The sequence below is a fragment of the Kitasatospora sp. GP30 genome (assembly GCF_029892145.1).
Lineage (GTDB): Bacteria > Actinomycetota > Actinomycetes > Streptomycetales > Streptomycetaceae > Kitasatospora > Kitasatospora acidiphila.
This window is the reverse complement of the sequence record NZ_JARZAH010000004.1, coordinates 210821-223196: the sequence shown is the minus strand read 5'-3', so window position 1 is coordinate 223196 and position 12376 is coordinate 210821. Positions and strand designations below refer to the sequence as shown.

12 protein-coding genes and 1 riboswitch are annotated in these 12376 nt (G+C 72.4%); of the genes, 4 read left to right on the top strand and 8 right to left on the bottom strand.

What is annotated here, in order from left to right:
* Nucleotides 1-2 precede the first annotated feature (2 nt).
* From P3T35_RS09075 to P3T35_RS09065, 3 genes are all read left to right on the top strand, one after another.
* Nucleotides 3-902 carry a LysR family transcriptional regulator ArgP gene (locus tag P3T35_RS09075; protein WP_101383797.1) on the top strand — a complete coding sequence of 300 codons (900 nt, stop codon included), beginning with the start codon at nt 3-5 and terminating at the stop codon, nt 900-902.
* A 146-nt stretch (nt 903-1048) separates the two neighbouring features.
* Nucleotides 1049-1210: a hypothetical protein gene (locus P3T35_RS09070; RefSeq protein WP_180356745.1), complete on the top strand. Its 162-nt coding sequence runs from the start codon at nt 1049-1051 to the stop codon at nt 1208-1210.
* A gap of 331 nt (nt 1211-1541) precedes the next feature.
* Nucleotides 1542-2963 carry a sugar porter family MFS transporter gene (locus P3T35_RS09065; protein WP_101383795.1) on the top strand — a complete coding sequence of 474 codons (1422 nt, stop codon included), beginning with the start codon at nt 1542-1544 and terminating at the stop codon, nt 2961-2963.
* Nucleotides 2964-3093: 130 nt separating this feature from the next.
* Here P3T35_RS09065 and P3T35_RS09060 read toward each other — a convergent pair whose 3' ends face one another.
* The 6 genes from P3T35_RS09060 to aroC form a co-directional block, all read right to left on the bottom strand.
* Nucleotides 3094-3900 (bottom strand): zinc finger domain-containing protein, encoded by an 807-nt coding sequence (locus tag P3T35_RS09060; protein WP_101383794.1) that lies wholly within the window; start codon nt 3898-3900, stop codon nt 3094-3096.
* 34 nt (nt 3901-3934) lie between these two features.
* Entirely contained in the window at nt 3935-4837 is a 903-nt protein-coding gene (locus P3T35_RS09055) for an AAA family ATPase (RefSeq protein WP_101383793.1), read from the bottom strand.
* Between the two features lie 726 nt (nt 4838-5563).
* Nucleotides 5564-6019, bottom strand: coding sequence for a type II 3-dehydroquinate dehydratase (aroQ, locus tag P3T35_RS09050; RefSeq protein ID WP_101383792.1), 456 nt, complete (start codon nt 6017-6019; stop codon nt 5564-5566).
* On the bottom strand, nt 6016-7104 hold the full coding sequence (gene aroB / locus P3T35_RS09045) for a 3-dehydroquinate synthase (protein ID WP_101383791.1): 1089 nt from the start codon (nt 7102-7104) through the stop codon (nt 6016-6018). Before aroB ends, aroQ begins: the two co-directional genes overlap by 4 nt.
* A gap of 2 nt (nt 7105-7106) precedes the next feature.
* On the bottom strand, nt 7107-7619 hold the full coding sequence (locus P3T35_RS09040) for a shikimate kinase (protein WP_101383790.1): 513 nt from the start codon (nt 7617-7619) through the stop codon (nt 7107-7109).
* Nucleotides 7616-8800, bottom strand: a complete 1185-nt coding sequence (aroC, locus tag P3T35_RS09035; RefSeq protein ID WP_101383789.1) for a chorismate synthase — start codon at nt 8798-8800, stop codon at nt 7616-7618. Before aroC ends, P3T35_RS09040 begins: the two co-directional genes overlap by 4 nt.
* Nucleotides 8801-9055: 255 nt before the next feature.
* A riboswitch (guanidine-III (ykkC-III) riboswitch) is annotated at nt 9056-9120 on the top strand.
* Between the two features lie 17 nt (nt 9121-9137).
* Here aroC and P3T35_RS09030 point away from each other — a divergent pair.
* A complete protein-coding gene (locus P3T35_RS09030) occupies nt 9138-9389 on the top strand; it encodes a hypothetical protein (RefSeq protein WP_101383788.1) in 252 nt (83 codons plus the stop codon).
* A gap of 11 nt (nt 9390-9400) precedes the next feature.
* Here P3T35_RS09030 and P3T35_RS09025 read toward each other — a convergent pair whose 3' ends face one another.
* Together P3T35_RS09025 and mltG are read right to left on the bottom strand one after the other, a co-directional pair.
* Nucleotides 9401-10231 (bottom strand): shikimate dehydrogenase, encoded by an 831-nt coding sequence (locus P3T35_RS09025; protein WP_101383787.1) that lies wholly within the window; start codon nt 10229-10231, stop codon nt 9401-9403.
* Between the two features lie 28 nt (nt 10232-10259).
* A complete protein-coding gene (gene mltG / locus P3T35_RS09020) occupies nt 10260-12248 on the bottom strand; it encodes an endolytic transglycosylase MltG (RefSeq protein WP_101383786.1) in 1989 nt (662 codons plus the stop codon).
* Nucleotides 12249-12376: the final 128 nt, after the last annotated feature.

The window sequence follows — 12376 nt, the reverse complement described above, 5'->3', positions numbered from 1 at the left end:
TTGTGAAGACCGAGCTGCCGTATGACCTGGTCCGCACCCTGCTCGCGGTGGTCGACGAGGGCACCTTCGACGCCGCCGCGGCCGCGCTGCATGTGACGCCGTCCGCCGTGAGTCAGCGGATCAAGGCGCTGGAGCAACGCACCGGGCGGGTGCTGCTGACCCGGAGCAAGCCGGTACGGCCGACCGAGTCCGGGCAGATCGTGGTGCGGTTCGGCCGCCAGCTGGCCCGCCTGGAGGGCGACGCCCGGAGCGCCCTGGGGATGGATGCCGAGGGGGCGGGCCCGTCGTGGCTGCCGATCGCGGTCAACGCCGACTCGCTGGCCACCTGGTTCGTGCCGGCGCTGGCCGCGCTCACCCGGGAGGCCCGGATCCACGTCGACCTGCGGCGTGAGGACGAGGCGCACACGACCACCCTGCTGCGCGCGGGCGAGGTGATGGCGGCGGTCACCTCCTCGCCGGACCCGGTGGCGGGCTGCTCGGTGCGCCGACTCGGGGCGATGGAGTACCTTCCGCTCGCCACACCGGAGTTCGCCGCCCGCTGGCTCGACGGCGACCCGGCGCGGCTGCTGCCCCTGGCACCGGTGGTCGTCTTCGACCGCCGCGACGATCTGCAGGACGCCTTCGTCCGTGAGTTGACGGGCGGTCAACCGGCGAGCGCGCTGCGGCACTTCGTGCCGTCCTGCGAGGGGTTCACGGACGCGGTCACGGCCGGGCTCGGCTGGGGCCTGGTCCCGCGCAGCCACGCCACTGCCCGGCTGGGCTGCGGCGCGCTCGTGGAGTTCCTGCCGGGCCGCACGGTCGAGGTCCCGCTCTACTGGCAGCAGTGGCGCCTCGATTCGCCCGCCCTGGCCACCGTCGCCGCAGCGGTCGCGGCGCAGGCGGCCCGGGCGCTCCTGCCCTAGCGGGCGCAGCGCGGAGCCAGCCCCGAGGCGGCGCGGGCGGGTTCACCACTGCCCGAAGGGACCTTTCGTGCGCGCCGCAGTGGCGGGGCACGGGAACCGCGGGCATGCTGGGCCCCTTCACGCAACCCACCGCCCGAGGAGCCGAGTTGTCCCTGCTGTCCACCCACCGCACGCTAGCGTCCGCAGCCGTGGCCGCGGCCGCGCTGGCGATCTCCTGCGGCGCGGCCACGCCCAGCAGTGCGGCCGGCCAGGTCCTGTGGAAGCCGAACACCGCTGTCGGGCCGTCCTCCTTCCCCTCCCTCCAGTGAGCCAAGGGCGGACGGCACCATCGACTACCTCAAGTGGGGCTCCTACCACCCGTCCACGGGCAACGCGACGAGCACCTTCACCAGCCCGGTGATGGCGACCACGCTGGCCGCGGCCACGTCGGGCTCCTGAGGGCAATGGTTCGAGAGTTCCCCGTAGACGGCCCAGGCATCGGCTATTAGATTCACTTCTTGAAGGCCCAACTGACGAGAGCATCCGGTTTTCCCAGCTATGCTCACCTCGATCAGTTGATAGGAACAACGGTGTTGCCTGTTGCGTTCACTGCCTGAACGACAAGCGCACCCTTATGTTCGTCAGGCACAAGGAGTTCAGGTGACCACCAGCAGCGCTCCGGTGCGGTCGGCCGGCAGGCCCGCCGCATCGGACCACCTCGGACACGTCATCTTCATCACGGCGGCAGCCGCGATGGGCGGGTTCCTGTTCGGCTACGACAGCTCCGTGATCAACGGTGCGGTGGCCGCGATCCGCGAGAAGTACAGCGTCGGCTCCGGCGAGCTCGCCCAGGTGGTCGCCGTCGCGCTGATCGGCAGCGCGATCGGCGCCGCCCTGGCCGGCCGGATGGCCGACCGGCTGGGCCGGATCCGGGTGATGCAGATCGCCGCGGCGCTGTTCACCGTGAGCGCGGTCGGCTCCGCGGTGCCGTTCGCGCTCTGGGACCTCGCCCTCTGGCGGGTGCTGGGCGGCATCGGCATCGGCATGGCCTCGGTGATCGGCCCCGCCTACATCGCCGAGGTGGCACCGCCCGCCTACCGCGGCCGGCTCGGCTCGTTCCAGCAGGCCGCGATCGTGATCGGCATCGCCGTCTCGCAGCTCGCCAACTACGGCATCCTGCAGGCCGCCGGCGGCAACCAGCGCGGCCATGTCCTGGGCCTGGAGGCCTGGCAGCTGATGCTCGGGGTGATGGTGATCCCGGCCGTGCTCTACGGCCTGCTCTCCTTCGCCATCCCCGAGTCACCGCGGTTCCTGATCTCCACCGGCCGGATCGACCGCGCCAAGGCCGTCATCGCCGAGGTCGAGGGCGCCGGCGGCGACCTGGACGCCCGGGTCGCCGAGATCGAGCACGCGATGCGCAGCGAGCACCGCTCCACCTTCCGGGACCTGGTCGGCGGGCGCTTCGGCCTGCTGCCGATCGTCTGGGTGGGCATCGGCCTGTCGGTCTTCCAGCAGCTGGTCGGCATCAACGTCGCCTTCTACTACTCCTCGACGCTGTGGCAGTCGGTGGGGATCAACCCGAGCTCGTCGTTCCTGTACTCCTTCACCACCTCGATCATCAACATCGTCGGCACCGTCGTCGCGATGATCTTTGTCGACCGGATCGGGCGCAAGCCGCTGGCGGTGATCGGCTCGGCGGGCATGGCGATCTCGCTCGCCCTGGAGGCGTGGGCGTTCTCGTACCGCACCGGCGCCGACTCCGCGCTGCCGCACGGTCAGGGCATGCTGGCACTGATCGCGGCGCACGCCTTCGTGTTCTTCTTCGCGCTCTCCTGGGGCGTGGTGGTCTGGGTGATGCTCGGCGAGATGTTCCCCAACCGGGTGCGCGCCGCAGCGCTGGGGGTTGCCGCGGCCGCGCAGTGGGTCGCCAACTGGCTGATCACGGTGACCTTCCCGACGCTCTCGGACTGGAACCTGTCGGGCACCTACATCATCTACGCCGTCTTCGCGGTGCTCTCGATCCCGTTCGTGCTGCGGTTCGTGCGGGAGACCAAGGGCAAGTCGCTGGAGGAGATGGGCTGATCGCCCGCCGAGTGACAGCAGCGCCCCGGGCCGGACGGCTCGGGGCGCTGTGTCGTTCTGCTCACCGCTGCCGGCAGGGTCTGGTTAGCGCTGCCGGCAGGTTCTGGTTATCGCTGCCGGCAGGGTCTGGCTATCGCTGCTGGCAGTTGGGGCACCAGAAGAGGTTGCGGGCCGCATGCGCCTCGGTGCGCACCTCGGTGCCGCAGACCAGGCAGGGCTGGCCGGCCCGGCGGTAGACGTAGACCTCGCCGCCGTGGTCGTCGACCCGGGGCGGGCGGCCCATCGCCTCGGGGGTGTGGTCGGGGCGGACGGTGTCGATCCGGCCGATCGCCGCGCCCTCCCGCATCAGCTCGACCAAGTCGCCCCAGATCAGCTCCCACTCGGCGCGGGTCAGGTCGCGCCCCGCGCGGAACGGACTGACGGTGTGCCGGAACAGCACCTCGGCGCGGTAGACGTTGCCCACGCCCGCGAGGATCTTCTGATCCATCAGCAGGGCGGCTATCGTGCTGCGGCTGCGGGCGATCCGCTGCCAGGCCCGCTCCGGATCGGCGTCGGTGCGCAGCGGGTCCGGGCCGAGCCGGGCGTGCACCGCGTCCTTCTCGGCCGGGGTGAGCAGTTCGCAGGTGGTGGGGCCGCGCAGGTCGGCGTAGTGGTCGTCGTTCACCAGCCGGAGCCGCACCATGCCGACCGGCTCCGGGGCCGGCGCCGCGCCGAAGGTGAAGCCGCCGTACAGGCCCAGGTGGATGTGCAGCCAGCCGGCCGGGAACCCGAGGAAGAGGTGCTTGCCGTCGGCCTCGGCCTGCTCCAACGGCTGGCCGTCGAGCAGCTTGGCGCCGTCGGCGAACCGCCCCTGCGGGCTGGAGACGTCGACCGGGCGCCCGCCGAACAACCGCCGGTTCTCGGCGGCGAGACGGTGCAGGATGTGGCCTTCGGGCATGACGGGCGGGGCTCTTTCGGTCGACGTGTGGCGGTCAGCGAACCGGTTGGCCGGCCAGGCGGGCCGAGATCGCCCGGTCCAGGGCGGCGGCCGTGGCGGTCACGTCCAGCTGGGAGTTGTCGATGATCGGCAGGCCGGAGTTGAACCAGCCCGCCATCCGGCCGTGGATCAGCGCCACCTGCTCGTCGCTCAACCGCCGGGTGCCGGAGCGCCGGGCGTTGCGGGCCAGCACGGTGTCGAGGCTGGGCAGCAGCACCACCGGGATCATGCCGGGGCCGATGTGTCGCTTCCAGCCGCCGAGCCCGATCGCCGGCCGGTCCGGGAAGACCGCGTCGTCGATGATGCACGAGATGCCGTTGGCCAGGTAGTTGCGGCAGGCGAAGCCGCAGGTGCGGCGGGCCAGCCGGTACTGGGCTTCGGTGGCGCTGCTCCAGCCGGACTGCGGGTTGGCGAAGCCCGCCTGCACCCACTCACGGACGTCGTCCAGGCTGATGTGCGCGGTCGGCATGGCCCGGCGCTCGGCCCAGTGCCGGGCCACCGTGGTCTTGCCGGCGCCGGCCGGCCCGATCAGCAGCACGGCGAGTGGCCCCGCGCTCTGCGCCAGGCTGTGCGTCGGGAGTTGCACGGGGGCGCCGGTGGGCATCACGAAGTGCCCGGTGCTGCCCGGTGGCACCGCGACGCTGGGCGCGGTGGGGCGGCGGGCGGGGGTGAGCGCAGGAGCGGCGGCGTGGGCGGGCGCGAAGGCACGGACGGGCACGGGGGCGAGCGCCGCTGCGGGGGCCGCGGCGCGGGCGGGCGCGGGGGCGGCGACCCGGGCCAGCGCAGCGGGGGGCGCAGCGGGGGCGGGTGCCGGGGCAGCGGCCGGGGCGGGCGCAGCAACGGGAGCCTGGGGCGCGGCGGGTGCCGGGGCCGGAGCAGCAACGGGAGCCTGGGGCACGGCGGAAGCGGGAGCAACCGCCGGTGGCTGGGGCACAGCGGGAGCAGGCACCGAGGCCGCAGCAGCAACGGGAGCAGGCACCGGGGCCGCAGCAGCAACGGGAACCTGGGGCACGGCGGAAGCGGGAGCAGCCGCCCGGGCCGCCGGCGGCGCCGCGGCGGGGCTCTCGGGCGCGCTCGCGGGAGTGGCCGGCGCAGTGCTCGGCGGGGGCGGCACCGGCGGCTGACTCACCGTCAGTTGCCTGGGGTCCGACGGCAGTGCACCGACCACCGGCGGCACGGTCGGGGCCACGGGCGGGGCGGGGGGAACCGCGGGGGCGGCAGGCACGGGAGCCAGGCCCTCGTCAGCCGCGCCGGCGGGCGCCAGGGGCAGTACCGGGAGGTCGCGCACCGTAGGCGGCCCCTCGTCACCCGCGGCTGCGGGCGCCGGCTGCGGCGGGTTGCTCGGGGCCGGCGGCTGGGGTTCGGCATCCTGGCGCGGCGGCATCGGCGGCGGACCCGCCGGGCGCGGGGGCACTCCCCCGCCGTACTGCTGCGACACGACACGCACCTCCCGTTGGGGAGACTACACGGCGTCACGGCGGCGAGCCCAGTCCGCCTCCGGGCGGTCACCGGCCCTCGGCGGCCCGGAGGGTCGCGCGTCCGCCCAGCTCAACGCCGACCGACCGCTCCCCGCCGCGCCGCCCGAGCAGCTCGCCTCGGCGTCAACGCTGCGCCGACTCCCCCGTCAACGCTGCGTCAGCTGCTCCGCCAGCGCCCGCAGCGCCAGCTCGTACGAGCCGATGCCGAAGCCGGCGATCGTCCCGGAGGCGATCGCGGCGATCACCGAGGTGTGCCGGAACTCTTCGCGGGCGTACGGGTTGGAGATGTGCACCTCGATCAGCGGTGCGGTCCGCTGCGCGGCGGCGTCCCGCATCGCGTACGAGTAGTGCGTGAAGGCACCGGGGTTGAGGACCACCGGGGTCTTCTCGTCGGCCGCCCAGTGCAGCCATTCGACCATCTGCTGCTCGGAGTTGGTCTCCTTGACCTCCACCTCGAAGCCGAGCTCGCGCCCCAGCTTGGTGCAGCGCTCGACCAGGTCGGCGTAGGAGGTGGACCCGTAGACGTCGGGCTCGCGGCTGCCGAGCCGACCGAGGTTGGGGCCGTTGAGGACCAGCACCCGCTGACCGAAGGGCTGCGTCACGACGACACCTCCGCGTAGGCGGCGACCAGCAGCGACGGGTCGGGCCCTTCCAGCACCGAGGTCTTGGCCAGGCCGTCGAGCACGATGAAGCGCAGCAGGTCGCCGCGCGACTTCTTGTCGACCTTCATGGCGTCCAGCAACTTCGGCCAGGCGTCCGCCCGGTAGCTGAGCGGCAGGCCGACCGAGCCGAGCACGGTGCGGTGGCGGTCGGCGGTCGCGTCGTCCAACCGCCCGGCCAGGCGGCCGAGTTCGGCGGCGAACACCATGCCGATCGAGATCGCGGCGCCGTGCCGCCACTTGTACCGCTCATTGCGCTCGATGGCGTGGCCGAGGGTGTGGCCGTAGTTGAGGATCTCGCGCCGGCCGGCCTCCTTCAGGTCGCCGGAGACCACGTCGGCCTTGACCTGGACCGCTCGCCGGATCAGCTCCACGGTGTGCGGCCCGGCAGGGGTCTTGGCGGCCTCGGGGTCGGACTCGACCAGGTCGAGGATCACCGGGTCGGCGATGAAGCCGCACTTGATGACCTCGGCCAGGCCGGAGACGTAGTCGTGCTTGGGCACGGTCTCCAGGGTGGCGAGGTCGGCGAGCACGCCCACCGGCGGGTGGAACGCGCCGACCATGTTCTTGCCTTCGGCGATGTTGATGCCGGTCTTGCCGCCGACGGCCGCGTCCACCATGCCGAGCAGCGTGGTGGGCATGGAGATCCAGCGCACCCCGCGGAGCCAGGTGGCGGCGACGAAGCCGGCCAGGTCGGTGGTGGCGCCACCGCCCAGGCCGACGATCACGTCGCTGCGGGTGAAACCGGTCTGACCGAGCACCGACCAGCAGTAGGCGGCGACTTCGGCGCTCTTGGCGTCCTCGGCGTTGGGCACCTGGAGGGTGATGGCCTCATAGCCCTCGGCGGCCAGGTCCTCGCGGATCGCGTCGCCGGTGGCGGCCAGCGCCTCCGGGCAGATCACTGCGACCCGCCGGGCCTGCGGCCCGATCAACCTGGGCAGCTCCCCCAGCAGTTGATGGCCGATCAGCACGTCGTAGGGGTCGTGGCCGGCCGAACCGCCGACGTGGATGGTGACGGTGTCGCTCATGCTCAGTTCAGCTCCAAGGATTCCAGCACGGCTGCCGCGACCTGCTCGGGGGTACGGCCTTCGGTGGTGACCACGGCGGCGGCGACCTCCAGGTAGAGCGGTCGGCGGCGCTCCATCAGTTCGCGCCACTGCTGGCGCGGGTTGACCGCGAGCAGCGGGCGCGGCGCGTCCAGGCCGACCCGCTTCACGGCGTCGGCGAGCGCGACCTCCAGGTACACCACCGGGCGGCCCTTGAGCAGGGCCCGGGTGGGCTCGGCCAGCACGGCCCCGCCGCCGAGCGCCAGCACGCCCTGATGGTCCGTCAGGGCGCTGGTGACGGCGGCCTTTTCCAGCTCGCGGAAGTGCGGCTCGCCGTCGTCGACGAAGATGTCGGCGATCGGCTTGCCCGCGGTGGCGACGATGTCGTCGTCGGTGTCCCGGAAGCCCGTGCCGAGGTGGTCGGCGAGCAGCCGGCCGACCGTGCTCTTCCCGGCGCCGGGCGGGCCGACCAGGACGACAACCGGACCGCCGGTCATCGGATGATCAGGTTGTCGAGGTAGCCCCGCACATTGCGGCGGGTCTCGGTGACGTGGTCGCCGCCGAACTTCTCCAGCACCGCGTCGGCCAGCACCAGCGCCACCATCGCCTCGGCGACGATACCGGCGGCCGGCACCGCGCAGACGTCGGAGCGCTGGTGGTGCGCCTGGGCGGGCTCACCGGTGCGCACATCGACGGTGCGCAGCGCGCGCGGCACGGTGGCGATCGGCTTCATCGCGGCGCGCACCCGCAGCAGCTCACCGGTGGACAGGCCGCCCTCGGTGCCGCCCGAGCGGCCGGAGGCGCGCTTGACGCCGTCCGGGGTCGGGATGATCTCGTCGTGCGCCTGGGAACCGGGGATCCGGGCCAGTTCGAAGCCGTCGCCGACCTCGACGCCCTTGATCGCCTGAATGCCCATCAGCGCGGCCGCCAGCTTGGCGTCCAGTCGGCGGTCCCAGTGGACGTGCGAGCCGAGGCCCACCGGCACGCCGTACGCCAGCACCTCGACCACACCGCCGAGGGTGTCGCCGTCCTTGTGGGCCTGGTCGATCTCGGCGACCATCCGCTTGGAGGCGTCGGCGTCCAGGCAGCGCACCGGGTCCTCGTCGAGCCGGGCCTCGTCGGCGGGCAGCGGCAGCACCCCGGCCGGGGCCTTGGCGGCGCCCAGCTCCACCACGTGGGAGACGATCTCGATGCCGCAGACCTCCTTGAGGAAGGAGCGGGCGACGGTGCCGAGCGCCACCCGGGCCGCCGTCTCCCGAGCGCTGGCGCGCTCCAGGATCGGCCGGGCCTCGTCGAGCGAGTACTTCTGCATGCCGGCCAGGTCGGCGTGGCCGGGGCGGGGGCGGGTGAGCGCCTCGTTGCGGGCCAGGCCGGCCAGCACCTCGGGGTCGACCGGGTCGGCGGCCATCACCTGCTGCCACTTGGGCCACTCGGTGTTGCCGACCATGATCGCGACCGGGCTGCCCAGGCTCTGGCCGTGCCGGACGCCGCCGAGGAAGGTCACCTCGTCCTGCTCGAACTTCATCCGCGCGCCGCGACCATAGCCGAGCCGGCGGCGAGCCAGCGCGTCCGCCACATCGGCGGTGGTCACCGGCACACCGGCAGGCAGGCCCTCCAGGGTGGCAACCAGGGCGGGACCGTGCGACTCTCCCGCCGTCAGCCAGCGCAACGTACCCAAGGGTGCTCCTTCATCAGCGATCCGAGCCCGAGACCTACGCCCGGCCGGGCTCCTGTGGGCTCCTGCTCCGAGCCCCGGCTCCGATCCTTTCACGTTCGCGAACGCGGAAGTGCGCAGGTCCGGGTGGCGGACGCGTTGTCCAGGTGACGGACACCGCGGCGTTCATTCCGTGATCGCGGCGCTCATTCGGTGATCAAAGCGGGGCGTCCGTGCCGAATCCCCTGGCGTTCGTCGAATCATCGGGCAAAATGGAAGGTGGACCGCCAACCTGCGGCCACCGGACGAGACGCGCCGTACCCGGACTGACAAGACGACGCAGCCGTCAGGAGGATGCCGTATGGAACAGGCCGTTCAGATCTTCGGGTCGATCTTGATCCTGATCCCGTTCGCGCTCGCCCAGTGGGGCCGGATCAGCGCACGTTCCAAGCCCTATCTGCTGCTCAACCTGTGCGGCTCGGCGATCCTCGCCGTTCTCGCCGCGCTCACCTCGCAGTGGGGGTTCCTGCTGCTGGAGGGCGTCTGGGCGATCGTCTCCGCGCACAGCCTGGTGGCCTTGGTGCGCGGCCGGGAGCCGCGCGCCACGCACTGACCGCCGCGCCGTCAGCGCTCCCCAAGCGCCGCCTCGCCGGCCGCCCGCATCGCCGCGAGCGGACCCTCCGGCACCCCGGTGAACCGCTCGAACTGCAGCACCGCCTGATGCACCAGCAGGTCGAGCCCGCCCAGCACGGTCCCGCCGCGGGCCGCGCAGGCCGCCGCCAGCGGGGTCGGCCACGGGTGGTAGAGCACGTCGAAGAGCGCGCCCGGGGTGGCGGTCAGCTGCTCGGCGAAGGCGTCGGTGGCGCCCACCGGGGTGGTGGACACGGTCAGCGGGGACTCTAGTGCCGCCGCGCCGTCCGCCCAGTCCGCGGTCTCCACCGCGACCCCGATCCGCTCCCCCAACTCCCGCATCTCCCGGGCCCGTTCGGGCGAGCGCAGATACACGGTCAGCGGGCCGTCGGTCAGTTGGGCGAGCGCGGCCAGCGCCGAGGAGGCGGTGGCGCCCGCGCCCAGCACGGCGGCCCGCTCCACCTTCTCGATGCCGCGCTCCCGCAGCGCCGCGACCAGTCCGGGCACATCGGTGTTGTCCCCGGTGCGCCGCCCGTCGGCCTCGAACACCAGGGTGTTCACCGCGTCCACCACCAGCGCGGTCTCGCTCACCTCGTCCAGCAGCGGGATCACCGCCCGCTTGAGCGGCATGGTGAGCGAGAACCCGGCCCAGCCCCCGGGCTCCAGCCCCGCCACGAACCCGGGCAGCCCCGCCTCGTCCACCTCGAACCGCTCGTACCGCCAGTCGTCCAGCCCCAGCGCCCGGTAGCCGGCGTTGTGCAGCACCGGGGAGAGCGAGTGCGCGATCGGCGAGCCGAGCACGGCGGCGCGGTGGCGGATGGTCACGGTGTGCCCACTTCTGTTCCGGCGTTTGCTACTTGGACTTGCAGGTGGTGTGTACCGCGTCGAAGGCCATGTTGTTCTGGGCGCAGTACTGCTTCACGTTGTTCGCGAAGTCGTCCTTGTTGGCGGAGAACCGGGTGTCGGTCGAACTCATCGCGATCCAGTACACCCAGTTGCCCTGCGGCGGGTTGAGCACCGCCTTGAGCGCGTCCTCACCGGGGTTGGAGATCGGCGTCGGCGGCAGGCCCGGGTTGATGTAGGTGTTGTACTTGTTGGAGCCGTCGCGGATCTGCGCGTCGGTGAGCTGCTTGGAGCCGACCGAGTACTGCAGCGTGGTGTCCAACCCCAGGGTGTGGTTGGTGACGCTGGTGGTCAGACGGTTGTACATGGCCCGGGCCATCTTGCCGAAGTCGGCCGTGTTGTTGCCCTCGGCCTGCACGATGCTGGCCTCGGTGAGCACTTCGTAGGCGTTCTTCAGGCCGACCTGCTGGGCGCCCGCGTCCAGGCCCAGCTGGTTGTACTCGTTGACCGCGTTGGTCACCATCTGCTTCAGCAGGTCCTCGGGCTTCATGCCCTGGCTGACCGAGTAGCGGGTCGGCCAGAGGAAGCCCTCGATGTTGCCGTTGGCGTACTGCGGCAGGCCGAAGTTGTTCAGGTTGGCCTTGGTCGCGGCCGCGGTGGTGCCGTCGGCGAGCTTCAGCTTCTTGTCGATCAGCTTGTAGGTGTCGGCGGCGGTCTTGCCCTCCGGAATGATCAGGGAGTCACCGCCGGCCTCGCTGACCATCTGCGCCACGGCGGCGTCGCCGGACATCTGGCTCTTCATGATGTAGTAGCCGGGCTGCAGCATCTTGCCGGACCGGTTGTACGCCGCGGTGAACGCGCCGACGCTCTTCACCACGCCCGCGTTCTTCAGCACCTGGGCCATGTCGGAGGCGGTGGCGCCGTCCTGGATCTGGATCTGCACGTTTCCGGTGCCGGCGCCCGCGTAGTCCGCCGGCGGGCCGAAGTTGCTCTGGTAGAAGCCGTAACCCCACCAGCCGGCGCCGCCCAGACCGCCGAGCAGCACCAGGGCGACCAGCAGGCAGGCACCGCCGTTGCGGCGGCCGGACTTCTTGCCCTTCGCCTTGCGCTTGGCCGCGTCCTCGTCGCTGTCGTCCCGCTCGCCGAGGAACGACGAGCGCTCCCCGTCCTGCTCCCCGAACTCCCCGTCGACGTACTCGTCCTCGGCGTACTCCCCGCCGGAGTACGCGGCGGACTGGTCGACGTACTCGTCTTCGGCGTAGTCGTCGGTCTCGGCCGGGTTGTCCAGGGCGGCGGCTTCGGCCTCCCAGTCGATGCCGTCCGGACCCGGGCCCGCGGGTGCGGTCTGCTGGTCAGGCAGTTGCTGGTGCTGGGCCGGCCGACCGGGCTGCCGGCCGGGCATGGTCTGCCGGCCGGGCATCCCCTGCGGGTGCGGCTGCTGCGGGTAGCCGCCCTGCTGGGGCGGCATCGGCTGCTGCGGGAACGAACCCTGCGGCGGCAGCCCGCCCTGCTGCATGCCACCCTGCTGGGGCATCGCACCCCGGTGCGGCATCCCGCCCTGCTGGGGCATCGCACCCCGGTGCGGCATCCCGCCCTGCTGGGGCATGGCGTCCTGGTGCGGCATCCCGCCCTGCTCGGCATAACCCGCCTGCTCGGGATAGCCCGCCTGCTCCGGATACCCCGTCTGCTGCGGGTAGCCCGCCTGCTGGGGGTAGCCGGGGACCTGCTGGTACTGCTGGTAGCCGCCCTGCTGCTGCGCCCACTGCTGTTGCTGCTGGGCGTGCGCGTACGGATCCATCGGCACATAGGCCTGCTGCTGCCCGTACGGGTCGGCCCCCTGGACGGGGTACTGGCCACCCTGGCCGTACGGCTGCTGCTGCTCCTGCTGGCCCGGGTAGGCCACCCCGTCCTGGGCGATCGGCTGCTGCGGTTGCTCGCCGTAACCGGGATCCCCGGAGTGCCACGGCTGGGAGCCGTAGCCCCGCCCCAGATCAGTCATCGATTCCCTTAGGCCGACGGAGACGGACGGTTCTGATCGGTGATCGGACCGGCCGTCCGGGACGGCGTCCCGGCAGTACCTCGAACCGGCGTGCTAGCGCAACGCCTGAGGGGAGACGTTACCGTACC

Excerpts from the sequence above, each read along its gene's own strand:
- aroB (WP_101383791.1), bottom strand. The coding sequence starts at position 7,104 with ATGAGCGACACCGTCACCATCCACGTCGGCGGTTCGGCCGGCCACGAC.
- P3T35_RS09030 (WP_101383788.1), top strand. The coding sequence starts at position 9,138 with ATGGAACAGGCCGTTCAGATCTTCGGGTCGATCTTGATCCTGATCCCG.
- P3T35_RS09040 (WP_101383790.1), bottom strand. The coding sequence starts at position 7,619 with ATGACCGGCGGTCCGGTTGTCGTCCTGGTCGGCCCGCCCGGCGCCGGG.
- P3T35_RS09060 (WP_101383794.1), bottom strand. The coding sequence starts at position 3,900 with ATGCCCGAAGGCCACATCCTGCACCGTCTCGCCGCCGAGAACCGGCGG.
- mltG (WP_101383786.1), bottom strand. The coding sequence starts at position 12,248 with ATGACTGATCTGGGGCGGGGCTACGGCTCCCAGCCGTGGCACTCCGGG.